Genomic DNA, 25,250 nt, shown 5'->3' on the forward strand with positions numbered 1-25,250 from the left:
ATATAAAAATAAGTACACCTTGTTACAGGAATAGCTTTCTACCCCGTAACAGCAATAGGCAGAACCGTATTCCTTTCCAAGTTAGCTGAAGTCATGCCTGAGTAAAGCGAAGTTCCTTGCGGGAGTCATAAATAAAAGAAGGGCAAAACGGTGGCTCTTTTCTAACCAAGGAAGCCGGACGATTATGTGGAATCGTCCGGCTTCTATTTTGGTCACAACGCTTTTGTCGGTCCTTTGTCTTCATCACTGCTCTGCTGTTATATTTAATCCTGCAGTCAGCAGTGCCTGTTTCAATGAACTGTATGTACCTGTACTTTCAAAATCGATTCCCAATTGGATTGCGGTTTGTGCCACTTCCGGCCTGATTCCCGAAATGGTGGATGAAATACCCAACAACTTCAACATACTTGTCAGCTGATAAATTTGCTGAGCGATCATCGTATCAATCGCCGGCATACCGGACAGGTCGATAAACAAGTGCTCTACCTGATTTTCCACACACTTACCTGGAATAGTCTCCATGACAAACTTGGCTCTATAGGAATCCATTTCACCAATCAATGGAACAATAGCCATGTTTTCGAAAACCGGAATGATTGGAGTGCTTAACTGATGAATCAATTCCTGTTGAGAGAAAAGCCGCTGTCTGGTAAGCTGATAATACACTTCGGAGAACTTTGTGACCATTTGATTGAAAGCTGAATTCACCTGGCGATTCCACCTTAGGATATCTTCCTTACGAACAACGTCTTCATTTTCTTCAATAAAGTGCAGGACAAATTCCATAAATACGCTTTCAGCCTTATTCACTGCTTCTATTACTTCATAAATAGGCGTGTCGGAATCGACCCTGCTTTCTCCGACTGTTTTTGCCCATTCGTCGACTTGCTTATTAACCGTCCCTTCATCTGCAAGCAATGAACTGCTGACTGCTTCTATTGTCATTCTGTTCTGTTCCCGCAGCATATTTTCCACACTATCCTCCGAATTAACCGAATATATGGAACCATTTTTGTTTTTTCGTGTTTGAAGCCACTTCTCCGTAATCGAAGCAGCATTATCGACTAGATATTGATAAAGCCATTCGTCCTGTTTAGACATATTTCTCTACCCCTTTTAAAAAACATTGATAATTTTTTTCCTTCCATCTTCCGACACATTCACTTGTTTCCAAGTTTATCATAACTATTGGCAATATTTATAAGGATGCGCCTTGTTTCCAGCTTACCTTCTGATGAAGGCTGGTCTCCAATAGAAGGGGTCTTTTCTCCTAAAAGTCATGAACGAGGTTTCCGAAGCAATATTACTTAGTTCGTACAATGTTCTGCAGCCCTGCACCAACTCCCATAACAAGCCAGCTTATCACAAAGCATTTTGATCCAAAAAGCAACAAAGTATGGAAAAAGGGACTTAGGGTAAAATAAAAAGGACCATCTTGTAACCGTTTTCTGATATAATAGAACTACTAAAAGGAGGTTTTTACATGGAACAAAAGCCTTTGCATTACGACGGCAGCGGAACTCCACCAGTCACGCTGGATAAAGCGACGAAACCGGAACCTTTCAAAATATCGGATGAAGCAAGAAAAAACATAAGCGGGAATCCGTATGTAGGGAAATAATAATGCCAAGGACCAGCCGTTGAATCGGCTGGTCCTTTTCAATTGACAGACAAAACGACAATGCATTACCATGTTACCTTGGATTGTTTATCTTTAATTCAAGGTAATAACCATGTATGTTTTTACTTGCTAAATATCACACTAATCCTATTCAAAACAGAAAGGTGAGTTCAATGACACAGGTTTTATACATCACAGCCCATCCCCACGATGAAACACAATCGTTCAGTATGGCTGCTGCCAGGGCATTCATCGAAACATATCAGCAGGAAAATCCGGAGGACGAAATTGTCACTATTGATTTATATAAAGAACATATCCCTTATATTGATGCCGATGTTTTTCAAGGCTGGGGGAAACTCCGTTCAGGGAAAGGATTTGAGGAGCTTTCGAAGGAGGAGCAAGCCAAAGTCGGACGTCTTTCGGAATTGAGCGAACAATTCATCCAAGCTGATAAGTACATTTTCGTGACACCGTTCTGGAATTTCTCTTTCCCGCCTTTGATGAAGGCCTACATTGATTCCGTGGCGGTTGCAGGAAAAGCGTTCAAATATACAGAAGAAGGGCCAATCGGTCTTTTGACGGACAAAAAAGCATTGCATATCCAGGCCCGCGGCGGCATCTATTCTGAAGGACCGGCGGCCGAGTTGGAAATGGGCCACCGTTATTTGAGCATTATCATGGATTTCTTCGGTGTCCCTTCCTTTGAAGGATTGTTTATCGAAGGGCATGCAGCAATGCCAGAGAAAGCAGACGGAATCAAAGCTGATGGTATTGCCCGTGCAAAAGAACTGGCCCGTACTTTTTAAACCTGTATAGAAAGCGGCCGAGACAAAAGCATAGCACCAATTCCAAAACCGAGCGGATTCGAATGTCAATCATATTCGTTCGGTTTTTACTTGTGCCTTCAATAAACTCCCTTTTATCCCGTTATTTGATGCATGATTCATATCGCTACGGCAAGATACTGTGCAATCCCTAAACAGTGACCAAGAAAAACCAGCATGAGAAGGGTCCTTAATGCTTCAGAAATTGAAGGGCGCGAACCAATAGCATAAAAAGAAAGGTGCCCCTAGTTTCCATGCGACTTAGCTTTTCACCCGTTATGGCAACTAACTAAGCAAGACACAAATACCCTAGAGGAGAAATCCTCTTCATGCAACGGAGTCAAGGTGCGCAGACTCCTGCGGGATGAGCGCGAGCTGAAGATCCACTTGGCAAAGCGCTTTGCCAAGTTAGCTGAAGCCGTGCCCGCGGAAAGCGAAGTTCCTTGCCGGAGTGGAGCTCGACATAAGAGAAGGATAGAAGTGGTTTGCTTTTTTCTAACAAGAAACCAAACGAATCGTGGGATCGTTCGGTTTCTATTTTGGTCGCGATTTTGTCCTTGCCCCTTTTCATGTCAGATACTTTTTATATACTTTGTTGCCTTCGTAGCTGAACAAGGCCGCTTTGTCTTCAACTACTGTTTCCATGTGTACGTTCCTTCCCCAAAGCTTATAGATGTATGGCAGCGTCCGCTCTAAATAAGTCAGATCGAGTTCCACTCCCTCATAATGATGCTTTAAATAGAGCTCACCGTTTCGCAAGTAGTCGCCATTCTGTACGGTAATGTAAGGAAATCCGCCATTCACCCGCATGGTGATCAACTGATCTCTGACTGCTTCCCAGTCTTTATCGGTAATCTTGTATTCGTGGCCTTGTTTTTGAAACAAATACATATCTTCCCGATGAACGAACTCCTTAGTCATATAGTTGCGGAGGAATGATATATCCGATTCGATTTCCCTGACTTCAAATATTTTTTCCCGACCTTTCCCCGGTTCTGCTCCCCACCTGGTCATTTCCTCACTTGGATGATTAAAGCGCTCCTCAATATCCTCAAACATTTTCACCCCTAAATAATATGGATTTATTTGTGTTTTTGACGGCTGGACAACTCCGGCATTCAATTTTGCAAATTCGAGCGATTCATCGCTGGTCAGGTCCATTTCCCTCAAAATACGCTGATGCCAGTAGGATGCCCAACCTTCGTTCATGATTTTCGTTTCCAGTTGTGGCCAAAAATAAAGCATTTCTTCCCGCATCATCGTCAGGATATCTCGTTGCCAGTCTTCCAGTGTACGGCTGTATTCTTCTATGAACAAAAGCAAGTCCTTTTCCGGTTTCGGAGGGAATGCCTTTTTTTTCTTCGGTCGATCATTCTTCTGCGATTTATCATCCAAGCTCCACAAGTCATCGTATGGAGTTGTTTTATCCGGCAACTCTTCCTCCGGTTCATCCTTATCCCAATCGAGTTTTGGTTTGATCAGCCTGGGATCAATGTGTTCTTGAATGGCAAGTACCGCATCGAGGAACGCCTCCACTTCCTCCTGTCCATGTTCTTTTTCATAAGCTGCAATCCGCTCGGCTGTAGCTGACATGCTTTCGACCATATCTCTGTTGGTATTTTGGAAACGTACATTGTTTTTAAAGAAGTCGCAATGAGCGAGAACGTGTGCGACAATCAATTTATTTTGAATCAGACTATTGGAATTGAGCAGAAAAGCATAACAGGGATTCGAGTTGATGACAAGCTCATAGATTTTACTCAAGCCTAAATCATATTGAAGCTTCATTTTGTGAAACTGCTTGCCAAAGCTCCAATGGGAAAATCTCGTCGGCATTCCGTAGGCGCCAAATGTATAGATCACTTCCGCCGGACAAATTTCATAACGCATTGGATAAAAATCGAGGCCAAATCCTTCGGCAATTTCCGTTATCTCATCAATTGCTCTTTCCAGCGAGTTTTGGTCCGCTTGTTTCAACAATGATCTCCCCTTTATGGTGATGTTATCTCAATATATGTACGACGATAATCAATGATGAAGGGAAAAGAAGAACACTGGATTGAGCTATTGTGCAATTTTTCTTCCTGCCTCTTTTCATTTCGAAAAATATCACTTGATGATTGGATATTTATGTTAAACTCTATATGTCTTTGCTTATCAAACTTTACTGTTTCCCTATCCCCTAGGAGGGGGTAATGAAAGATTTTCAATACAAAGAATGAAGGATGACCAGGATGAAAAATGCAAAATGGATGCTCATACTTTTTATATTCGTGTTACTTGTTATTGCGGTTGTGGTCCAAATACGAAACCAAGATGAAGAACAGGATGAGCAAGTACCAGAAAAACAAGAAACAAAAACAGACATAAACGGCGAACTTCCTTACACGGTACAAGTAGAGGAGCGCGATAACAAAGCAGAAACCATTGCCTACCGGCTTTGGTTCGATTTCATGCAGCAATTGAAAAGTGATGGCACAGTCGCTAATGCCAGCTTCACTAGATTCACCAAAATATCAGGTGACGAAAATTCTTTCGTTGTAGCGGTAATATTCCAGGTCCAGTTACCTGAAGGTGCGAAAAAAACAGCTAACAGCTGGGGCGATCCGAATGAAAATGGAGTGGTTTCCAATCTAGTTTGGAAGCTCGGAATTGAGAAAAAGGACGGTTTAAAATACAGCATAACGTCCATCGAGAAATCAGATGATACCCAGATCGGTCTCCCGCCCGTTGAAACGCTGGAAGACTATCAAAAAAATCTGGGAATAGAAGACTCCACTGATAAAACCGCTTACCGAGTGAGCGGCAGCTCTTTGGAAATCACGTATAATAATGGAGAAGACTGGCAGACAGTACCTGTTGCGTCGGAAGAACTATTTAGCAGTGACCGTGCCGCAGACTCGTCTTTGAGGGAAGGGAGTTATGTCATCACACCCGAGGTAACAGCATTTGTACTTGGAGGACAAAGAGATTTGAGCTTACTTATAAGCAATGATAAAGGAAAGACTTGGGAAGAAGTGCTGGTATCCGACAAGCTGCCCGTTTTACGTCTCACCCTTCTCGGCTTTACCTCCGGGCAGGATGGCTACCTCATCGTAACTGGAGATAAGACGATGAGCAGCGAAGCGCATTTTATATGGAAAACATATGATGGTGGTCAGTCATGGTATCAGACAGGTTCCGTAGAATACACCCATGCTTTGGTGACGGACGGCGGATTTGTTGATAACAAGCTGGGATTTATCTCGTTCGGTGAATATCGGACAGAAGCCAATCCACCTGAACCGAATTTATACAGGACGAGTGATGGCGGGGAAAATTGGGAACGGGTGGAAATTCCGATACCAGAAGAATATCAAGGCTATTTCACACAAGCGGAGATTCCTGTATTCGAAGGTGAGAAAGGTACATTGTTAGTCAATCAAGGTCCGCAAGGCGACTTCCTCGGCGGCAACGTACTGGCGAAGTTTTCTTCTGATGATAACGGCAAGACGTGGTCTTTTGCAGGTTTGGTCGATCCTGACGGCGTGCTTATCCCCGATTGAAATGCTTTTGAAATCAGCATCAGAAAAAGCGGCCGAGCAAAAGCATGACCGCCAAAGCAAAACCGAACGAATTCTAAAGCTAATTAAATTCGCTCGGTTTTATTTGTATGTTGTCTTTTATCCTGTTGTTTGATGCGTGCTTCGCATCGCTACGGCAAGATACTATCCATTCCACGGTTACGGCTTCCACTTCCTCAGAAAGCAAAAGCGGTTGGCTATTTGCTAAAATGAGTTATGAGAAAACCGATAAAAGCCGAACGAGATGCAGAAACGTTCGGCTTTTATTTTAGTCATGATCCTTATGTCCCAGTCTGTTTTTGATTACCTTTTTTATAAATATTTCAAACATCCGGAGTCGGGGTCGGTTCTGGGTAATCCAAGTCTTGATAGGTGTTGTCAATCGCTTTACGGATGGCTGAGATATCGGTTCCTTTCCTGTATTCACTGATTGAATATACTGCTGTATCGATGCATACCTGACAGCCGATTCCATGCGTATCCCAGACAACCCTTCCGTCATCTTTCACCTCATGAACAAAGCAATCATAGTTGTCTTGATGACCGACAGAAGCATCGCCGCATCCGCAATAACAAGGGATTTGTTCAAGGAGCTCTTGGTGCTCTGCCGCTGATTGATATACCTTCTGTAAGTCTTCCGACGCATTTTCTAAAAACTGTGGAAGGTGGGTGATACCTGCCGTCAGTTCCTGGTTAGGAGCTAGCTCTTCTTCTGCTTTCTGACTGCTGCATGCAACTAATGCAAGCATGGCTATCAGCATTGTGAAAACATATATGGATAGTTTCTTCAATCCTTCTCCTCCTCCTTCCCTTCATTATAACCGTTGTCTCTCTTCCCGCATTAATTTTACGAAGAGTTTCAATAAACCTTCACAACTATACAGGCTTTTCGTAACGGCAGTAGGCAGAACGGAAATCACGTCAGAAGGAAACAATCTGCATCCAAACCGGCAAGGTGCACCGACTCCAGCGGGAGGAGCGTGAGTTGAAAATCCATTTGGCTAGGCTCTTCTCTTTGCCTATTTAGCTGAAGCCGTGCCCGCGGAAAGCGAAGTACTTTGTCGGAGTGGAACGTAGCTTTATTTAAAAGTGAAGGATAGAACCGTTTACTTTTTTTAAAATCAAAAAGCCGAACGAAATCGCCCGGCTTTTACGTTGGTCACAATGCTTTTGTCACTGTCTGTTTCGTTTACAGTGATGTGTTTTTCACTTCATTCCAGTAGTAAACGAGTGTCTCCATTCCTTTGTCGAAGCTTTCCAATGGGAAGCTTTCGTTCGGGGAGTGCAACCGATCTTCCGGGGTCCCGAACCCAAGGAGGACCACCGGCATATGGAAAATCGAATCTATTGATTCTACAACTGGAATGGATCCGCCAAGACGTGCGTAAACAGCTTCTTTTCCGAAAGCCTTTTGCAACGATTCACCTGCAATTTTAATCAGTGGATGGTCTGGATTTACTTTGTATGCTTTGGCTGACAACGGTTCTGGCTTCACATCCATCGTCACACCCTCCGGCAGATTTTTATGCAGATGATCGATGACGAGCTGCTGGATCTGGTCAGGATCCATTCCTGGTACCAGTCGGCAGGTCAGTTTTGCGGTAGCCGAAGAAGGTATGATTGTTTTTGTCCCCTCGCCTTGATAACCGCTGAACATACCGTTGATTTCCATTGTCGGTCTTGCCATCATATGCTCTTTGGCGGTAAAACCTTTTTCCGAAACCGTTTTTTCCACTCCAGTCGTCTGCTGGTAGTTTTCACCCGGTACGTCGGCAATCAGCTTACGTTCTTCCTCTGTCAGCTCTTCCACTCCATCGTAGAATCCGTCCACTTGCACGACTTCCTGCTCATCCTTTAATGATGCCAGCATGTGAGCCAAAGCCATTGCAGGGTTACGGACCACCCCTCCGTATATACCTGAATGCAGGTCACTGGCTGGGCCATGCACGGTGAATTCCAAACCGGTGAAGCCTTTCAACCCATATAATACGGTAGGCTGACCGGTGTCCACCATTCCCGAATCTGAGATGATCGCAAAGTCGGCAGAAAACTGTTCTTTTTTATCTTCCAACACTTGATAAAGGTTTTCGCTGCCGATCTCTTCCTCCCCTTCAATACAGACCTTGATATTGACCGGCATGGAGCCTTCCGTTTTCATGTAAGCTTCAAACACGGCAAGATGCATGAAAACTTGTCCTTTATCATCGCTTGCTCCGCGTGCATAAAGTCTGCCATCTCGAACTTCCGGCTTGAATGGTTCACTTTCCCATAATTCCAACGGGTCTGCAGGCTGGACATCATAATGGCCGTACAACAAAGCTGTCGGGGCATCGTCTCCTGCCCCGCTCCATTCTCCGTAAACAAGCGGATGCCCTTTCGTTTCTTGCACCTCTACATTCGTAAAGCCGATTTCCGACAAGTAATTCGATACAAAATCAGCTGCCGCTGCCACATCCGGTTTATGTACACTGTCCGTGCTAATACTTGGAATCGAGAGGAACTCGTTTAACTTGTCCAACAAACGTTCCCGATTATCTTGTAAATAAGCTAACACTTTATTTGACATATTGGTCCACATCCTTTGCTTCATAACTGATTTTATTTTAGCACAATTTGCAAAAGAAAAGAAAAAGTCCGTCCCGGTTATGAAGCATTACCTATACATCAGAGGCTGGGGAAAAAGCGTGGCCACAAAGCAAAAATCGAGCAAATTGCAAAATGTCAATCATAGTCGTTCGGTGAATTCAATAAACTTCTTTTTTGCTGTTGTTTGATGCGGGGTTCGAATCGGAGTGGAGCGCGATTCATTAGAGAAGGATTAGAATGGTTTGCTTATTTCTAACAAAAACCGAACGAAGAATCGTTCGGTTTTTGTGCTGGTCGCTATGCTTTTGGTCAAGCTTTCTTAACTATTCATCATGCCTCCCAACCACAGTAAACGGCACTGTGACTGGGATTCTGGTATCTTGATTAATCCATTGCTTGTTTCAGATCGTCGATCAAGTCTTCGCTGTCTTCAATGCCGACAGAAACCCGGATCAACCCATCGGTGATGCCAAGTTCAAGGCGCCGTTCTCTCGGGATTGATGCATGCGTCATTTTCGCCGGTACAGAAATCAAACTTTCAACGGCTCCAAGGCTTTCAGCAATCGTAAAGTATTTCACTTTAGACAAAACCTGGTCTGCTTGTTCAGAGCTGCCCACGTCAAAAGAAATCATGGCACCGAAACCATCGGCCTGTTGTTCGGCAATGTCATGGCCCTTATGATCAGGAAGACCTGGATAATAAATCGTGCTGACTTGCGGATGGTTTTGCAGAAACTCCACCAGCTTTTGGGAGTTCTTTTCAGCTGCTTCCATACGCAGTCCTAGTGTCTTGATTCCACGCATCAACAACCAGGAATCCTGTGGTCCAAGTACACCGCCGACAGAATTCTGGATGTAATGGAGGTCTTCAGCCAACTTATCGGAATTGACGACAACCAAACCTGCGACGACATCGCTGTGGCCGCCGACATACTTGGTTGCGCTGTGGAGCACAATATCTGCCCCTAAATCAATCGGCTGCTGCCAATAAGAAGTGGCAAAAGTATTGTCCACTATCAATAAAAGGTCGTTTTCCTTGGCTATTTCCGCCATTTTTTTCAAATCCGTGATTTTTAACAACGGATTGGTCGGTGTCTCGATATAAAGGGCTTTTGTATTCGGCTTGATTGCTGCTTTCACTTTCTCCACATCACTGGTATCGACAAAAGAATGGTCTAACTCAAACCGGTTCAATACACCAGTCATTAGACGATACGTACCACCGTATACATCATCGGTCATGACAATGTGGTCTCCGCTGTTCAATAGCATCATGACAGAAGTGATTGCAGCCATACCCGAACCGAAAGCGAACCCGGCTTTCCCGTTTTCCAACTCGGCTATCGTCGTTTCCAACGCATGCCTAGTCGGATTACCGGTACGGGAATACTCATATCCAGTGTGTTTTCCGGCTGCCTCTTGGGCATACGTGCTCACCTGATAAATCGGTACGGAAACAGCGCCGGTTTTTTCATCTCCTGTAATACCTGCATGAATAACTTTTGTTTTGGACTTCATTATACTCCTCCTTGATAGATGCGTTTACTCAAATATCGTTCACTGCTGTCCGGAAAAACCGTGACAATGTTCGTACCAGGCTTTGCTTGCAATGCCTCTTGTAAGCCGGCGTAACAAGCTGCTCCGGAAGAACTTCCTACCAGCAACCCTTCCATGGCAGCCAGCTTTTTGACATAATCGAAGGCGATTTCATCAGGGACAGTATGAATGGCGTCAAAATAGGAACGATCCATATAATCCGGAAGAAACTCCATGCCGATTCCTTCGGTCTTATGCGGACCGGATTTTCCACCGGCAATCACCGACCCCTCCGGCTCGACGATGGCGGTTTTCACGGCTTGATTTTGCTCCTTCAAATAACGCGCAGTACCCATGAATGTGCCACCTGTACCGGCTCCAGCTACAAACACATCGACTTCGCCCTCTAAATCGCGCCAAATTTCCGGACCAAGCGTCTTATAATAAGTAGCTGGATTTGCATCGTTGGCAAACTGCTGCGGAGAATAACTATTCGGGGTCTCCCTGACAAGTTGTTCCGCTTTGGCTATTGCACCCCGCATCCCTTTTTCTGTAGGGGTATGAACTATCGTGGCGCCTAGTGCCTTCATCAGTTCCTGCTTCTCCATACTAAATTGCTCCGGTACGCAAAAAGTAACCGAAACATCTTTATCAATGGCAGCTAAAGCCAGACCGATTCCGGTATTGCCTGCAGTCGGCTCGATGATGGTTCCGCCATTCGTTATTTTTCCGCTTCGGAGTGCATCATTAATCAACTCTTGGCCTAATCGGTCTTTGATACTGCCTCCGGGATTGTAGAACTCCAATTTTGCAAAAAAACGAACCCCCTCGGGAAGGGGGAACTTGGTCAATTCAACTAGCGGGGTGTTACCGATCAGCTCCTGAGTATTTCGATAGCGAGTCATGTCGGCCTCCCCCTACTCTGCGAAAACGTGCTGCCATTCGTCTTTCTTCTCCAGCATGTCAGCAGCAATTTTTTTGGCTCCTTCTAAGCTGTGATTGGCCGCCCAGCCACATTGCACCTCGTTGCAGGCAGGTACTTCGGTAGCCTCCAATACATCCTGCAGTGTCTTTTCCAATGCATCCAACACGTCTTCATAGCTGTCATTATTGAGAATGGCTAGATAAAAGCCTGTCTGACAACCCATTGGACCGATGTCAAGCACATTATCGATATGGTTGCGGATGTTTTCAGCCATCAAATGCTCGATCGAATGCAGCCCCGGCATTTCCATGTGAGCTTTGTTCGGCTGGCAGAACCGGATATCATATTTATAAACTTTATCACCGCTTTGACCGGTAGTCACTCCGACCAGGCGGACATAAGGTGCTTTTACTTTCGTATGGTCTAGGTTGAAGCTTTCCACATTCATTTTTTCTGGCATCATTTCTCCACTCCTTTGTTAATGTTACTGCTTTTCGGCAATCATGAGCCAAACAAATTGATTCATTTGTTTAAACGTAACATAAAAGCCGTTCTCTTCAAACAATGTTTGCAGCAAATCGAGCATCGGGTAATATTCGGTTGTTAAATCATATAATAAGTCGTCATACCCGTTAAGTTTCGCCTGTTGGTGAATCTGTCGCTTTGTTTCTTCGTTTTGGTAAGCAGTGTCGGCGAATACAATTTTGCCTCCCGCAGGAAGCAATTCACTGAACCCTTTGATTGCATGACCTTTTTCTTCATCAGTCAAATGATGGAAAGCATAGGTGCTCACTATGGTCGTTATCGGGATTTCCGGTTGTGGATAAGTGAGAAAGTCTCCATCTTCTACTTGAAAGTCCGGAAATTTTTTAGCAGTCGCTTCCCGCATAGCCTGGGAAGGTTCAACGCCGATCACTTTATGACCAGCTTCCATCAGCTTTTTGGAAAGGTTTCCGGTGCCTACGCCAAATTCCAAAACGTTTCCCCGGGAATTCCTGGTGACTTCTTCAAGTATTGTATCATATTTATAAAATACAGCACGATACTGCGGATCATGACCTGTTACGGTTTCATCATACGAACCAGCCCACTCATTAAATAAATCGATAAATTCACGGCCCATTCATTTTTCAACTCCCATTTTTTAATTCATACTAATACACTATGTTTTATTGGGATTATCGGTAATAATATAACATATTAAATGGGCTTTATCAATTAAGAATAATTATTGATAATGCAGTGCAGCTGCTTTTTTATACGGATCAAAGGAATCTGCCTATCCTTTTTCTAATCAGAGGACAGAAGTTTGGAGAAACAATCCAGAATTTGACCGAAAACGGAAAGCAAAACAGACATTAAAAAACGGCCGGCCATTGGAAAATGGTCAGCCGCTTTGTTCACATAGCAAAAACGCTCTATCGGTTTTGCGGGAAAAGTCGCTGGGTCATTTCCCCGAACTGTTCAAAAAACCCTTCGATTGGTTCGCCATTTCTCACGTCTTCCGCGTAATTGTTGGTCAGATTGACGAAATCCGGATTCGTTGAGACATATACATTGTCCACATTGTCATCTGCTTCCTTCACCACTTTAGAAACCTCTTCTTTAATCCTCTCGCTCACTTGATTATCGCCATTGCCATTGTTTCCGTTTTCGCCATTCTTGTCATTGTTACCGAAATTGGCATTGTTGCCATCGTCCCCATTGTTGTTGCCGCCGGTATCATTATTATTGCCGCCATTACCATTGTTTCCGTTGGTACCTTTGTTCAGTTCGGCAGCTACATATACATTGTTACCTGTAGTCAACACATAAGCGCGGTCGATGTCGTCGACCTGTTCGGCAATCCGGTCTCCCAACTGCTCATCGACCTCATACTGATCATTGTTCCCGTTTTGGTTGCCTTGATTGTCGGCATTTTCTCCGTTGTTTGCCATGTTACGGTTATCCATCCAATCATCGTCCCCAGGCGTGTTGCCCTGGTTCGGATAATCTGTCGTGTTGTTAAAACGAGTCTGCTGTACTCCATTATCATCGGTACCTTGTCCTGTTTGGTTGTCATCATTGTTTTGACAGCCCATCAGCATTGCCGTACCTAATAAAGTGACACCTAATGCTTTCCATTTCATGGTGTGGTCCTCCTTCTTTCTGGTTTAATGCTAGTATGGTTCAAGAATAGAGGTTTATGCGCTTCACCAATCACCAATCGATGGTAAAAACAATCAAGCTTTGGCATTGCTTGCCTTTCTTACCGAAAACATTTCCATCCCCTCCATAAACGCACGTAAATTGTTTTGAAAGACTGAGGAAAAACTAATCGCAACCCTTCAGAAAGAGGGATGTAGAATGGTTATACCTGACTATGACAAAGCGTTGTATTATACACTTTGGGGACAATGGGATGACTTGCTTGTATTGATGGTGCGGACCCAGGACGATTTTTTAGCAAAAAAAATTGAAACGTTCTTACACGCCTTTCACTATACACGAAGCGAACAAAACGTCATCGATTCCCATGAAAGTCTGCTCCACTATATCGATCACGCGATGGCCCACACACCAGCAATTGAAGTTGAAATATAAAAAAAGCGACCGTATATCGACCAAAACAAAAGCCGGACGAATTCTAAGTGCTAAACGAATTCGCCCGGTTTTTTTTGGCTTGTAAGTTCTTCAATCCTTTTATCCTGTTGCTGGATGGGTGCTTCTTCCTATCGATACGTCACCCTGATTTCCCTTTCTCAAGAAAGCACCAAACGCTTTCTTGCAGGATTTTTGAGCTCGAACTTATGCCGTTCTTACGTGCGCGGATATTCTTGACAAAGAGGATGGACATACATTTCGTCAATTACCATGTGTTTAGGTGCTTCTGCCATGTACCGGACAGCCTCAGCCACTTCCTCCGCTTTCAGCCAATCGGCTTTACCGGCAGTACTTTTATTGTTTTCGCCAAAATTGGTATCCACAAGTCCAGGGTTTATCGTACTCACCCGTACACCATCCCGTTGCAACTCCTGAGCAACTGAGCCAATAAATCCTTGGACAGCATACTTGGTTGCTGTATATAAAGAGCCTTTATCTGCAAGTGAATAGCGGGCCACATCCGAAGAAACCGTAATAATTGTACCGGACTGCTGCCGCTTCATTATCGGGATTACTGCTTTCGTAAACAGGAATACACCCTGTACATTGACTTCGAACGTTTTTCTCCATTCTTCAACCGTTATATCCTCTACTTTTTTCGACACGCCTACTCCTGCATTGTTCACAAGGATATCAACCGAGCCAAACGACGTCCTGGTGGCTTGGACTACCTGGTCGACCTCAATCTCTTTGGTCACATCGGCGCGAAAAGAAAAAATGTCCTGACAGCCTTCTTCCTCCAGTTCTCGCTTGGTGCGATGAATTTCATCTGAACTTCCTGTAATCGTCAGCTTCACTCCATTTTTGGCAAGCTCACGGGCAATCGCTTTGCCAATGCCGCGGGATGCCCCCGTTACAATTGCCACTTGTCCCTTGAGCATGAATGATCATCCCTTCTTCTGATCGTTTTCTCCGGTATTCAATTTTTTATAATTGATTTCGAATAAGTCCCGTCTTCGATCACGCAGCTGCCGGACTGTACCCGATTTACGCTGCCTGCGCAAGATTTCCAAGTCCACGTCCCCTACCACGACTGTTTCGATATTAGGGTGGCATTCACCAATGATCCCATCACGGGCAAATTCAAAGTCCGATGGAGTGAAAATGCCCGATTGCGCATACTGAATGTCCATGTTTTCAACTTGCGTCAAATTTCCCACTGTCCCGGCAATCACTGTATATACTTGATTTTCAACAGCACGGGCTTGCGCACAATATCTGACTCGCAGATACCCTTGCCGGTCATCGGTACAAAACGGCACGAAGATAATGTTCGCCCCCTGATCGACCGCATATCTTGTCAGTTCAGGGAATTGGATATCATAGCAAACCTGGATGGCGATTTTGCCACAGTCCGTGTCGAACACTTTTACTGCGTCGCCAGGCTGTATGCCCCACCATTTCCTTTCGTTCGGAGTAACATGGATTTTGTATTGTTTTTCAATCGTACCGTCTCTGCGGAATAGGTAGGCGATGTTATAAATATGACCATCCTCTTCCACGAAATGAGAGCCGCCGACTATATTGATATTGTATTTCATCGCCAAGTAAGTAAATAACTCGATGTAGTCTTCTGTGTATTCGGTCAAGCGTCGTACAGCCTTGGATGGCACCTTTTCCTCCAGGAATGACATCAACTGGGTCGTGAAAATTTCAGGGAAAACGGCAAAATCAGAGCCAAAGTCGTAAGCCACGTCCACATAATACTCTGCTTGCCGGGCAAATTCTTCAAAGGACTCGATATTTTTCATCATGTACTGAATCACGGTGATCCGCACCGGATATGCCGTCTTAAAATGCCGTTTCGATTTCGCGCGGTAATCGATATTGTTCCATTCCATCAATGTGGCATATTTGGCTGACTGTACGTCGTCGGGCAGATAGCCTGGATTGATGCGCATAACGGTAAACCCGTTCATGATTTGGAATGTCAGAACCGGATCATATATCTTTTTCTCAATCACTTCCTCGACATACTGCCTTGGTGTCAGCTGATCCTGATACTTATGGTAATTCGGAATCCGGCCCCCGATAATAATACTTTTTAAATTTAGCTCTCTCGCCAGTTCCTTCCGTGCTTCATATAAGCGTTTGCCGATTTTCATTCCCTGATATTCGGGATCAACCATTACCTCGATACCATATAAATTGTACCCTTCAGGATCATGATTGGTAATATAACCCTCATCGGTAATGTCATCCCACGTATGCTTGTCATCATACTCATCAAAGTTGATGATTAAACTGGAACAGCTTCCGATGATGTCCCCATCCAATTCCACACAAAACTGGCCCTCCGGAAAATGTTCCAAGTGACTTTGTAGATGCTCCGGTTTCCAAGGATCCATTTGCGGGAAACAGGATTCCTGCAGCTTTACTATTTGCGGAATATCTTCTTCCACAATGTTGCGTACGATTAGTTTTTTCTCGAATTGCTTCAAGTCCAGTTTGGACATATAGATCGAACCCTTTCTATCTTTGATGCGGTTGATTACGATCGGTTACCTTTCTTGATGCCTAATGATCAATTTATCAAGCAGCCGTTGAGATTCTACAGCTTCCCAACCATCGACTTCAGGGGCTTCATCATTCACGACCGCCGAAATGAAATGGGAAACGGCTCCCGTAAACCCTTTAGTCGTCAACAGCTCTTCCCATGAGGGGGGATAACTCTTCGATAGACATCCTTCAGCTTCCACCTGGAGTGTATTTAGATTATTTACCCGGATTATCGATTTTTCATTCACTAATTCCAGTTTTTCCAAATTAGTGCCGGCACGGCGATGCATCGCCGCAGTGAAATGCTGTCCGTCTGTTTGGAATGAATGTTTTGCAAACAACATCTGCCCGGATTCGTTTTCCCTTGTAAAAGAATCTGTGACTTTCACTTCTGCTTTATCAGCCAACCAGCGAATTGTATCGATTGCATGCAAGTAATCATCAAGCATCGTGAATGCGAATGAATCCGGCCCAACGTTGTCCGCACGGTGCTTTTCCATTTGCACCCAATTCAATCCATCTGACAATTGTCTCGCTTTCCTGTACAGCGGGGCGAATCTTCGGTTAAAACCGACCATCAGTTTTCTGCCGGTCTTTCCACTTAATTCCGCTAGCCGGATTGCTTCCTCCAGGCTGGCGGCCAATGGTTTATCGACATATACGTCTTTACCTTGTCCAAGTAAATAGGAAACGATATCAAAATGCGTATCTGTGGATGTATGTACAAATACAGCGTCACTTTGGGAAGACAGCGATGCCAAACTATCGAAGCTGTTGATCCGGAAATGACGGCACAATCTCTCCCGTTTCGCCCTGTCGGGTGAGTAGGCTCCCGCTATCTGCCAGTCTGTTTCCTTCATTAGTATGGGCAGGTAGGCTTTTTGTGCGATATTCCCAAGCCCTACAATCCCTATCCTCGGTTTTCTTGTCTCCATATGTGCAGCTCCCTCTCCGCAATTTTGTATAGTTTAATTGTACTTGATTAAGAAAAGATCACCAACCAAAAACCAATTAAATCACACGTTACCGGTCATGTAGTGCTCAGCTTCGATTTTCCTTTCAAAAAAGCCCTTTTCCTAATAAAGGAAAAGGGCTTTTGTCTAATGATGACCATGACGTTGACCGTTTCGGTTCTTATTTCCATTACCGTGTCCCGGTGAATGGTTGTTTTTATCGTGTTTCATTTGCTGGTGATCACTTTGTTTTTTTCTGTCTGGTCGTTTATTATTTTTCTTGTTCGGATGTCCGGCCGGGGTGTGTTGTATGGAATGCTCCGGTTTACTTTTGTTGTTCATCCGATGTTTTTGACTTGATTCTTTTTGTCGTTTCATTCCCTGTTTGTTTGTTTTTTTCTTCAATGCCTCAGGAGTATTGGACTGATGAGATTCTGCCTGTTCTTGGGAGTCTACATGTTTTCCGTTATCCGGTTTCACTGCTAAATCATTGTTTTCATTTTGTTTGACAGCTGTTTGTTTGACTGTATCGCTTTGAAAATCATCCGAACCGTCAGATGCTTCAGCTGGGTTATCACTATGATTTGTTGAAGTATCGGTCGAATCCCGCTCGTCAGCTTTTTCCTCGTGATCATCTTTATTATAATAAGATTGTATAAGTTCTTTTTCCTGATCATCGATTTGCAATGCCTCCGTATCGGACTCGGACTCCACCTGTTTATCGACCTGTTCTGCGAACAATTCATTCATCGATTTACGCTCGGATCTTGCAGCTTCACGGATTTTCTCAGGCACCTCGAACGTTGCGACACTAAGTTCCTCTTGTGGATGCTGATTAAAAAATTGATCCAGTGTATCGGTAATATGTTTTTCTTTCTTTTGCCCATCTAAGTAACTGACCCCGATCAGCACCACGTTTTCCCCGTCGATAAGCCGGTCTTTCTTTCCCTGCTCAATCAGAAGGGTGGTCACCTCTTCTACCGTTTTATTTTCCCAGGATGATCCTATCTCGATCAGAATCTGCTCTGCATCTTCATTCAACGGTCTGATGCTTTTCACCTTCATGGCTTCGTCCACTTCCATTTCCACGCTTGGATTGATATCGACATTGACATAAGCATACACTTTGTCCCCGTTGTACCAAGCGTATAACGGAAGGGTGATCAGCATGACCAGGACCGTCATGACAGCGACTTTTGTGCGCCTGTTCACTGTCTTCCCAGTTAACAAAAAGCGATGGAAGCGGCCGTTCTGTATCGGTTTATACTCCACCTCTGCGCCGACCTCTGCAGAAGCAACAGGTTCAGCTTTGTGGAATACACCATATCTATCCATTACAATCATGTAATGGCGGTGCCGCTCCATGATGATTCCTCTTTTCACTAACCCAACCCCTTTAAGTAATCTTTTAAATAAATATAGTCCCCACTGAGAATAATAAAAATGGCAAGGATGAATTTTCTGTTTCTCTCTAATGTTTTTTTACTGACATCCACATAATTGACCAGATTTTTAATCGGAATTTTTCTTTTCTTAAGGACATAACTTCTCAGAAACTCATTTTCATGAAGCACTCTGGCTACACGGATGGCTGACTCTCGTGCATCACGGTGCTTCGGGGAAATAACTGTAAGCTCCTCAAAGGACAATTTATATTCTTTGAGCTTATCTTGCAAATCTTTGATTTCTTCCCTCCGATACCAACTGTCGACTTGGTCCTGGTAAATTGCTTTGGCAGCATTCACTTCAGACGGATTTTCCAGTTGGGCATCTTCTAACGGCTCATCGATGGATGCGGCGGCAGTCTTGGTCTGTTCCTGCCTGATATAATCGATGACACGGCGCTTCACGACAAGTCGGGCGAACGACAAAAACGAACTGCCTTTATCAGCTGAATAAGAAAGCATGGCTTCGTTGAATGCCAGCAGACCGACACTGAATTCGTCATCTATTTGAGGATCTATATATCGTTTACACACATCCGAAACGCTTTTGGCGATGAAAGGTTGATACGCTTTCAACAAGCTATTTTGTACTTCCTCGTTTCCTTCCTGCACCATTTCAATCAAATCTTCTAAACGTTGTTTATTATCAGAAGCAGAGCGATGAGTGATCAACCCTCATCACCTCCAGCCTTTAAAAATTTCGAATATCGCAGTATTTTTCTGGGTGTTTTGTTTAATTTGCTATGTTGTATTGTTCGTTTATATTTATTCTGCATGATAATCTCCATTATTCTTTAATATGATTAATGATACCGAATCAGAAAACAGGAAGCTATCACAAGAAGATTACATTTTGTTTAAATAGTTGTCATGAAGTTACAAAATCCGTGGAAAGAGTGAAGAACATACTGATGTTAAAAGAATTACTGTTACAATCTCCCGTTCAAGATTCTTCAGACAAAAAAATGCACCACCAATCGTGATGATGGTGGTGCATTGCTTATTCCAATTGATTAGTAAGTCCAATAGGTCTTTTTGCCATAGGACGTGTGCAGCTCTTGTTCGGTTTCCCTGGTTATTTCCTTTTTCTCTGAAATTCCGGGACCGTTTTTCACTGCTTCCTGGGTGACATCGAGGTACAGATTGTAATCAACCCAGTCAACCGACTGCGTCCAATCAGGGGAGAGCAATGAATATTCCCAAGAAAAGCCTTGTCCATTTTTCACGACAAGGTAGCGCAGTTTCCAGTTTTCCCCGTCCAATAAAACATCGTCGATGGTTCCGATTTTCCCATCTGAAGCATGAACGGTGAATTTATCTGTCAAGTCGTCCAGATCTCGTAAGTTATGCGTCAGTTCTTCTGCAAGAGTTTCTTCTCGATTCTCTGGTAAATCCCTTGCCTGATCTGAATTGGTGATTGCTCCAACTAACGGTACATCCTGCCGTCCCCAAAGCAGTCCGCCTGTCCAGTATGGTGCCCACCCATAATATCGAGTGAGGGTCATTTCATACTCTCTGGATAATGGAGAGCCCTCATCAAGCGAAGGGCTGTTCCGTACTGTTTCTTTATCGCTCGACAGCTCGATTGTCCGATTTTCGTCATCGATTGTCTGGAAAGACCGTGGGGATAAAAGTACTTTCTTGCCCGGCAGCCATTTCCTGGTATCCACTCCAAAGTAACGTAGCACCCATTGTTTATCGTCAAAAAACAATTCTTTTACTTTCCCCAATTCACCGTCGCTTGCCTTTAATTGATAGTCATTCAAAGAGGATGCATAGTAAAGCATCATCATTCCTCCTTTTTTCTTTACAAATACCCTTGTCTTACCCATGTAAAACGGAGCGGGCATGCAGACGAAAAGAGCTGACGGGCCTGATAGAAGGAGCACTCTCTAATTTCCCAAAGTACACCATTTAAAAAACCGAACAAATCGTTCGGTTTTTTTGGTCAAGCTGCTTCGGTCCCGACCGCAACTTTATTGTTGTTCATGGTAATATTCAATCGGAACCGCCAGACCGACTTTTCCGTGTTTTTCCTCATCAAGCGTAGCAAACACCACACCGATTACTTTTCCAGCTTCATTGATAACCGGACTGCCGCTATTGCCTCGATAAACAGGCGCTTTCAACATCATCACCCGTTCTTCCCAATCAGGCAGCTGTGTATAACCAATTATTTCGCCTTCATTGGCAATCCCCTGAAACCGCAACGGGTTCCCTATAAAATAAAAATGTTCTTCTTCGGTAAAACGGCTGCTTTCAGCTAATTCCAAGTGCGGCAAATCCTCCCCTTCGACCTGAAGCACGGCTAAATCGACGTCAGGGTAATCGGCAACCACTTCCGCTTTAAAAAGCCCTTCCTCCGGATAAGCAACCACGATCCGTTTCTCCCCTTCGATCACATGATGGTTGGTCAAAATCCGTCCATCTTCCGTAATGGAAAACCCCGTTCCCCGGCTATCGCCGGCTTCGATGACCACGACCGCTGGTTTATAGCTGCTGATTTCATCGTTTGCCGACAGCTTGGATGAGGTAATCAAAAAGTTGACAGCAGGTACCGAAACAGTATTCGGAAGTAAAGCAATGACATTTATCATCATGGCAGCTGCAATTAACCAAAACGCATATTTCGGAAACGGGCGTTTTGGTCGATCACGCTCCTCCTGTTCTTTCTCGCGAGATTTCCGTTTTTCTTCTTCGAGGATTTCCAACAGCTCTTCCTCCGGGATTTCTTCATACAAATCCTTATCGATGATATCCTGTTTGCGGTCCTCTGAATTCGCCATTTACACACCCCACGCTTCCGCGTCTTGCTTAAACGACCTTTTCCTTCAGCCTGCCCTGCTGCATCTGATACATTTGATAATAAAGACCGGCCTGTTCCAGTAGACTTTGATGGTCGCCTTGTTCTTTGATTGTACCATGCTCCAGGACAAAGATGTTATCTGCCTGCTGGATTGTCGAAAGCCTATGGGCAATAATCAAGGTCGTTCGCCCCTCTTTCAGTACATTCAATGCCTTTTGGATAACATTTTCCGTTTCGGTATCGATATTGGCTGTAGCCTCATCAAGAATCAAGATGGAAGGATCGAATGCCAGGGCCCGGGCAAAGGAAATCAACTGCCGTTCTCCCATCGAGAATGTGCTCCCGTCCTCTTTGACGGGTTCCTCATATTGACCTGGCAGTCGTTCGATGAACCGATCAGCACCGACAGCCTTTAATGCATCTATCGCCATTTCCCGGGAAATAGTCGGGTCATTCATGGTGACATTCGACAAAATGGTACCTGTAAAAAGAAACGGATCCTGCAATACGATCCCCATATGGCTCCTTACCTGCTGTCTCGATAGCTTCGCAATCTTTTTGCCATCGATCAAAATGTTTCCTTGCTGTGGATCATAAAACCTGAATAGCAAATTCATGATGGAGCTTTTCCCGGACCCGGTGTGCCCGACAAAGGCAGCCGTTTCTCCCGGTCGGATGTCTAAATCGATATTCTTCAAAACATATTCTTCTTCGTCATAAGCAAACCAGACTGACTGAAACTGAACATGTCCTTTATATTTTTCGATTGGTGCGGTTTCGACATCCTCTCCCTGCTGGTCCATCAACTCAAAAACCCTGGACGCTGCCACCCTCGCCTGCTCCAATAACGGCAGCTGATTGACAATGTCATTCACTGGATTGAAAAGCCTTGTTAAATAATCGACAAATGCATACAAAACGCCCGCTGTGATAATACTTTCCGGACCGATCGAGGAAGAGCCGAAATACCAGATGAATGCCACGAAGGCAAGATTGCGCAACACATTGACAAGATTGTGCGACGTTAATGCACTCAGCTTCACAAGCTTTCGCTGGTACACAAAATGCCGTTCATTCATCTCTTCAAATTCATTTTTCACCTGTTCTTCTTTTTGAAATGCTTGGATTATGGGCATGCCATGAATCGATTCATTGATGTTGCCGTTGATGTCACTAACCGTTGACCGGACCACTCTGTTATATTTCGTTCCAAAATATTTATACACTTTCATCCACAGATAAATGACCGGTAACAAGATCAGACAGAGTGCTGCCAGACGAAAGTCCAACAGGAACAACGCGATATATATTCCCGCCATGTAAATGATACTTGTGACAAATACGGACAGCACACGTTCATATAAGTCCCTGATTGCTTCCGTATCATTGGTCACTCTGGCCACGATTTTTCCGGCCGGCTGATTGACGTAATACTGAATCGGCACTTCTTGTGTATGCTTGAAGATATCGTTGCGCATTTTTTCCACTACCCTGTTTGAAGCTTTTTGCAGCAAGTAGGTCTTTCCAAACTGAAAAATCGCCGCGATCAACAGCAGCAAAACGTATAAACTCAAAAGCCATACAATCGGTGACTGCTCTGGTTTGAAGAAGTTATACAAATCAGCAACACTCAACTTTTGCACTTCCGCTTCTTCGGTTCCCTCCGGCCCTGTTACTATGACGGAGCCGTCCTCGATGCTGCGGGTGCCGGTTTGGCTGACTTCTTTATCTGTAAGATAGTAGGACCTGCCAACCTGCATCAAACTGACTGTACCAAGAGACGATTCCCCTTGTTTGATGCGGTCTTCACGCTTGTAATACTCCCCATTGAAGGAAACCGTGTACTTATCATCCCGTTTTTCTACTTGATGCCAAGTTGTTTCAATGCCGGTTATATGATCGTCAATGACGCGCTTGGCGATAAACGGGCCGGCCAGTTCAAGCGATACAGCGACAACTAAACAAACAAGACCTAGTATGATGGTTTTCTTGAACTTCATCGCATATTGAAATAATTTTTTTTCTGTCGTTGATTTCTTCATTAGGAGATCACCTCCTGTTCTTCAAGCTGCTGCAGTTGAAATTGTGCTGCATACCAGCCATTGATCTCCATTAATTGTTGATGTGTCCCTTTCTCAACTACTTTCCCCTCATCAAGGACAATGATCAAATCAGCATGTTCAACCGCCGACAACCGGTGAGCAGCGATAAAGGTCGTTTTATGCTTACGTACCTGTTTTAAGTGATCAATGATGTTAGCCTCTGTCTTGCCGTCAACCGCCGACAAAGCGTCATCCAGGATTAGGATTTGTGGATCCTTGATGAAAGCCCGGGCTAAGGACACACGCTGTTTCTGCCCTCCTGATAACGTGACGCCGCTCTCGCCTACCATTGTATCGAGACCATTCGGAAGTGTTTCGATGTCTTTCAAGAACTGGGCTGTTTCCATGACACGGAATATTTCCTCATCCGTCGCATTCGGTTTACCGAATTGAATGTTTTCCCGGATGGTTTTGGAAAACAGGATTTGCTCCTGAGGCACGTATCCAATCCAGCTGCGGACATCCTCTAACTTCAGTTGCTCGATCGGAATTCCCGAAATCCGCAAATTCCCACGCAGACCCGGGTACTCGCGCAGCAATTGTTTGAATAAGGTCGACTTGCCTGCCCCGGTTTTTCCGACAACTCCGATTGTCTGTCCTTTTTCCACCTCGAAATCAATTGCCTGCAGACTGTCTTTTACACTGTCTGGATAAGCGAAACTTACCTTGTCAAAGACAATCGACTCCGGAGAACGTGCGCCCGATGGTTGAATAGGATTCCGTACATCCGCCTGATAGCCCAGTGTCTCATGAACCCGGTCCAGGGAGGCATTTCCCCGTTGCATGACATTGATTAATTCACCGACAGCAAACATAGGCCAAATCAGCATTCCTAAATAGACATTGAACGATACAAGCTCGCCGATGGTCAGATTATTTTGGAATACCAGCATGGCACCATACCCTAAGCCGATCGTATAGGATAAGCCGACGAGAATTTTCATGGTTGGTTCGAAAAGCGCGTCTATCTTGGCAACTTCCAAATTCTTTTGATATACATCAGACGTCATTGTCTGGAAACGCCGTTCGTCTTGTTGCTCTTGAACAAAAGCACGGATCACCCTTACTCCGCGGATTGATTCCAGTACTTCATTATTCATTTCGCCGAATGCATGCTGGGCTTTGGTAAATCGATCGTGAATGACATTTCCATATTTTTGCATGACGACAGCCATGATCGGCAGTGGCAAAAGCGCTGCCAAGGTCAGCTTCCAGCTGATAGTAAACCCCATTACCGCGATGATCATCAACATGAATATACTAGAATCGACCAGCGTCAGGATGCCAAAGCCCGTTGTCATTGATATCGCCTTTAAGTCATTGGTGCTCCTCGCCATTAAGTCGCCCGTCCTGTACTTTCCGAAAAAAGTGGGGGTCATTCGCAGAAAGTGGTTCATCAGACGAGTCCGCATCAGTTTTTCCATAATGGCAGCACCGCCGAATAAGTTATAATCCCACAAGAAAGAAATGGTATAACTTGAAATGATGATCAAACCATATAACAATAGCAATTCAACCATACGGTCCCAATCAAACGTTTGAAACTGCATTTCATCAATCGCCATTCCAACAAGCTTTGGCGGAATCAAGTCAATCAGACTCGCAGCGATCAATGCAACAATCGCAAAACTGTACCTTTTCCAATACTTTTTAAAAAACCAATCCAATTTCCAAAATACACTAAACATACTTGTCACCTGCTTCTTTTCTTCGATAGATTTGCTAACCGCTCTCTTTCCAATCC

22 protein-coding genes are annotated in these 25,250 nt (G+C 44.4%); 4 read left to right on the forward strand and 18 right to left on the reverse strand.

The genetic code is table 11. The annotated features are described in order from the left end of the window. Positions 1–243: 243 nt before the first annotated feature. A complete protein-coding gene (locus ABVF09_RS18260) occupies positions 244–1,101 on the reverse strand; it encodes an STAS domain-containing protein (protein ID WP_026571883.1) in 858 nt (285 codons plus the stop codon). Between the two features lie 382 nt (positions 1,102–1,483). Here ABVF09_RS18260 and ABVF09_RS18265 point away from each other — a divergent pair, with 382 nt between their 5' ends. Further along, positions 1,484–1,621 (forward strand): hypothetical protein, encoded by a 138-nt coding sequence (locus ABVF09_RS18265; protein ID WP_162832898.1) that lies wholly within the window; start codon positions 1,484–1,486, stop codon positions 1,619–1,621. Between the two features lie 173 nt (positions 1,622–1,794). Beyond that, positions 1,795–2,430, forward strand: coding sequence for an FMN-dependent NADH-azoreductase (locus tag ABVF09_RS18270; RefSeq protein ID WP_371069802.1), 636 nt, complete (start codon positions 1,795–1,797; stop codon positions 2,428–2,430). 585 nt (positions 2,431–3,015) lie between these two features. On the opposite strand, the gene ABVF09_RS18275 is transcribed toward ABVF09_RS18270, so the two are convergent. After that, positions 3,016–4,425: a SpoVR family protein gene (locus tag ABVF09_RS18275; RefSeq protein WP_026571881.1), complete on the reverse strand. Its 1,410-nt coding sequence runs from the start codon at positions 4,423–4,425 to the stop codon at positions 3,016–3,018. A 257-nt stretch (positions 4,426–4,682) separates the two neighbouring features. Here ABVF09_RS18275 and ABVF09_RS18280 point away from each other — a divergent pair, with 257 nt between their 5' ends. Further along, positions 4,683–5,993 (forward strand): WD40/YVTN/BNR-like repeat-containing protein, encoded by a 1,311-nt coding sequence (locus ABVF09_RS18280; RefSeq protein WP_371069803.1) that lies wholly within the window; start codon positions 4,683–4,685, stop codon positions 5,991–5,993. Positions 5,994–6,334: 341 nt separating this feature from the next. On the opposite strand, the gene ABVF09_RS18285 is transcribed toward ABVF09_RS18280, so the two are convergent. The 7 genes from ABVF09_RS18285 to ABVF09_RS18315 form a co-directional block, all read right to left on the reverse strand. Then, complete coding sequence (locus ABVF09_RS18285; protein WP_026571880.1) at positions 6,335–6,802, reverse strand: PCYCGC motif-containing (lipo)protein; 468 nt, start codon at positions 6,800–6,802, stop codon at positions 6,335–6,337. Positions 6,803–7,200: 398 nt separating this feature from the next. Next, the gene (locus tag ABVF09_RS18290; RefSeq protein ID WP_153461614.1) at positions 7,201–8,577 is read right to left on the reverse strand and encodes a dipeptidase; all 1,377 of its coding nucleotides are present in this window, start codon (positions 8,575–8,577) and stop codon (positions 7,201–7,203) included. 404 nt (positions 8,578–8,981) lie between these two features. Beyond that, entirely contained in the window at positions 8,982–10,115 is a 1,134-nt protein-coding gene (locus ABVF09_RS18295; protein ID WP_371069804.1) for a bifunctional cystathionine gamma-lyase/homocysteine desulfhydrase, read from the reverse strand. Continuing rightward, positions 10,115–11,038 carry a PLP-dependent cysteine synthase family protein gene (locus ABVF09_RS18300; protein WP_026772421.1) on the reverse strand — a complete coding sequence of 308 codons (924 nt, stop codon included), beginning with the start codon at positions 11,036–11,038 and terminating at the stop codon, positions 10,115–10,117. Before ABVF09_RS18300 ends, ABVF09_RS18295 begins: the two co-directional genes overlap by 1 nt. Positions 11,039–11,050: 12 nt before the next feature. Beyond that, positions 11,051–11,518 (reverse strand): S-ribosylhomocysteine lyase, encoded by a 468-nt coding sequence (locus tag ABVF09_RS18305; RefSeq protein ID WP_026571876.1) that lies wholly within the window; start codon positions 11,516–11,518, stop codon positions 11,051–11,053. 24 nt (positions 11,519–11,542) lie between these two features. Then, a complete protein-coding gene (locus ABVF09_RS18310) occupies positions 11,543–12,181 on the reverse strand; it encodes a class I SAM-dependent DNA methyltransferase (protein WP_371069805.1) in 639 nt (212 codons plus the stop codon). Positions 12,182–12,476: 295 nt separating this feature from the next. Then, on the reverse strand, positions 12,477–13,187 hold the full coding sequence (locus tag ABVF09_RS18315) for a YhcN/YlaJ family sporulation lipoprotein (RefSeq protein ID WP_371069806.1): 711 nt from the start codon (positions 13,185–13,187) through the stop codon (positions 12,477–12,479). A 217-nt stretch (positions 13,188–13,404) separates the two neighbouring features. Between ABVF09_RS18315 and ABVF09_RS18320 the strand changes: the two genes are divergently transcribed. Continuing rightward, the gene (locus ABVF09_RS18320; protein ID WP_026772424.1) at positions 13,405–13,641 is read left to right on the forward strand and encodes a YhdB family protein; all 237 of its coding nucleotides are present in this window, start codon (positions 13,405–13,407) and stop codon (positions 13,639–13,641) included. Positions 13,642–13,856: 215 nt separating this feature from the next. Here the strand turns inward: ABVF09_RS18320 and ABVF09_RS18325 are convergent, their stop codons facing one another. The 9 genes from ABVF09_RS18325 to ABVF09_RS18365 form a co-directional block, all read right to left on the reverse strand. Then, a complete protein-coding gene (locus ABVF09_RS18325; protein ID WP_026571872.1) occupies positions 13,857–14,582 on the reverse strand; it encodes an SDR family oxidoreductase in 726 nt (241 codons plus the stop codon). A gap of 6 nt (positions 14,583–14,588) precedes the next feature. Next, positions 14,589–16,157 carry a bifunctional GNAT family N-acetyltransferase/carbon-nitrogen hydrolase family protein gene (locus ABVF09_RS18330; protein ID WP_026571871.1) on the reverse strand — a complete coding sequence of 523 codons (1,569 nt, stop codon included), beginning with the start codon at positions 16,155–16,157 and terminating at the stop codon, positions 14,589–14,591. Between the two features lie 45 nt (positions 16,158–16,202). Then, positions 16,203–17,135 (reverse strand): Gfo/Idh/MocA family protein, encoded by a 933-nt coding sequence (locus tag ABVF09_RS18335; protein ID WP_371069807.1) that lies wholly within the window; start codon positions 17,133–17,135, stop codon positions 16,203–16,205. Between the two features lie 165 nt (positions 17,136–17,300). Beyond that, entirely contained in the window at positions 17,301–18,536 is a 1,236-nt protein-coding gene (locus tag ABVF09_RS18340; protein WP_371069808.1) for an anti-sigma-I factor RsgI family protein, read from the reverse strand. Beyond that, a complete protein-coding gene (gene sigI / locus ABVF09_RS18345; RefSeq protein ID WP_026571868.1) occupies positions 18,536–19,270 on the reverse strand; it encodes an RNA polymerase sigma-I factor in 735 nt (244 codons plus the stop codon). The genes ABVF09_RS18340 and sigI overlap by 1 nt, the downstream gene beginning before the upstream one ends. A gap of 341 nt (positions 19,271–19,611) precedes the next feature. Further along, the gene (locus ABVF09_RS18350; protein ID WP_026571867.1) at positions 19,612–20,385 is read right to left on the reverse strand and encodes a PRC-barrel domain-containing protein; all 774 of its coding nucleotides are present in this window, start codon (positions 20,383–20,385) and stop codon (positions 19,612–19,614) included. A gap of 189 nt (positions 20,386–20,574) precedes the next feature. Then, positions 20,575–21,384, reverse strand: coding sequence for a S1C family serine protease (locus ABVF09_RS18355; RefSeq protein WP_371069809.1), 810 nt, complete (start codon positions 21,382–21,384; stop codon positions 20,575–20,577). Positions 21,385–21,412: 28 nt separating this feature from the next. Beyond that, positions 21,413–23,446 (reverse strand): ABC transporter ATP-binding protein, encoded by a 2,034-nt coding sequence (locus ABVF09_RS18360; protein WP_371069810.1) that lies wholly within the window; start codon positions 23,444–23,446, stop codon positions 21,413–21,415. Beyond that, positions 23,446–25,194 carry an ABC transporter ATP-binding protein gene (locus ABVF09_RS18365; protein ID WP_371069811.1) on the reverse strand — a complete coding sequence of 583 codons (1,749 nt, stop codon included), beginning with the start codon at positions 25,192–25,194 and terminating at the stop codon, positions 23,446–23,448. The genes ABVF09_RS18360 and ABVF09_RS18365 overlap by 1 nt, the downstream gene beginning before the upstream one ends. Positions 25,195–25,250 lie beyond the last annotated feature (56 nt).

Source organism: Sediminibacillus sp. JSM 1682029, assembly GCF_041366435.1.
GTDB lineage: Bacteria > Bacillota > Bacilli > Bacillales > Amphibacillaceae > Sediminibacillus > Sediminibacillus terrae.

What these genes read in the sequence shown, in the direction of transcription:
- ABVF09_RS18360 (WP_371069810.1), bottom strand. Translation starts at nt 23,446, where the DNA reads ATGAAGAAATCAACGACAGAAAAAAAATTATTTCAATATGCGATGAAG.
- ABVF09_RS18315 (WP_371069806.1), bottom strand. Translation starts at nt 13,187, where the DNA reads ATGAAATGGAAAGCATTAGGTGTCACTTTATTAGGTACGGCAATGCTG.
- ABVF09_RS18260 (WP_026571883.1), bottom strand. Translation starts at nt 1,101, where the DNA reads ATGTCTAAACAGGACGAATGGCTTTATCAATATCTAGTCGATAATGCT.
- ABVF09_RS18290 (WP_153461614.1), bottom strand. Translation starts at nt 8,577, where the DNA reads ATGTCAAATAAAGTGTTAGCTTATTTACAAGATAATCGGGAACGTTTG.
- ABVF09_RS18330 (WP_026571871.1), bottom strand. Translation starts at nt 16,157, where the DNA reads ATGTCCAAACTGGACTTGAAGCAATTCGAGAAAAAACTAATCGTACGC.
- ABVF09_RS18325 (WP_026571872.1), bottom strand. Translation starts at nt 14,582, where the DNA reads ATGCTCAAGGGACAAGTGGCAATTGTAACGGGGGCATCCCGCGGCATT.
- ABVF09_RS18355 (WP_371069809.1), bottom strand. Translation starts at nt 21,384, where the DNA reads ATGGCGAATTCAGAGGACCGCAAACAGGATATCATCGATAAGGATTTG.
- ABVF09_RS18365 (WP_371069811.1), bottom strand. Translation starts at nt 25,194, where the DNA reads ATGTTTAGTGTATTTTGGAAATTGGATTGGTTTTTTAAAAAGTATTGG.
- ABVF09_RS18300 (WP_026772421.1), bottom strand. Translation starts at nt 11,038, where the DNA reads ATGACTCGCTATCGAAATACTCAGGAGCTGATCGGTAACACCCCGCTA.
- ABVF09_RS18335 (WP_371069807.1), bottom strand. Translation starts at nt 17,135, where the DNA reads ATGGAGACAAGAAAACCGAGGATAGGGATTGTAGGGCTTGGGAATATC.
- ABVF09_RS18265 (WP_162832898.1), top strand. Translation starts at nt 1,484, where the DNA reads ATGGAACAAAAGCCTTTGCATTACGACGGCAGCGGAACTCCACCAGTC.
- ABVF09_RS18350 (WP_026571867.1), bottom strand. Translation starts at nt 20,385, where the DNA reads ATGCTTTACTATGCATCCTCTTTGAATGACTATCAATTAAAGGCAAGC.
- ABVF09_RS18310 (WP_371069805.1), bottom strand. Translation starts at nt 12,181, where the DNA reads ATGGGCCGTGAATTTATCGATTTATTTAATGAGTGGGCTGGTTCGTAT.
- ABVF09_RS18320 (WP_026772424.1), top strand. Translation starts at nt 13,405, where the DNA reads ATGGTTATACCTGACTATGACAAAGCGTTGTATTATACACTTTGGGGA.
- ABVF09_RS18280 (WP_371069803.1), top strand. Translation starts at nt 4,683, where the DNA reads ATGAAAAATGCAAAATGGATGCTCATACTTTTTATATTCGTGTTACTT.
- ABVF09_RS18270 (WP_371069802.1), top strand. Translation starts at nt 1,795, where the DNA reads ATGACACAGGTTTTATACATCACAGCCCATCCCCACGATGAAACACAA.
- ABVF09_RS18305 (WP_026571876.1), bottom strand. Translation starts at nt 11,518, where the DNA reads ATGCCAGAAAAAATGAATGTGGAAAGCTTCAACCTAGACCATACGAAA.
- ABVF09_RS18295 (WP_371069804.1), bottom strand. Translation starts at nt 10,115, where the DNA reads ATGAAGTCCAAAACAAAAGTTATTCATGCAGGTATTACAGGAGATGAA.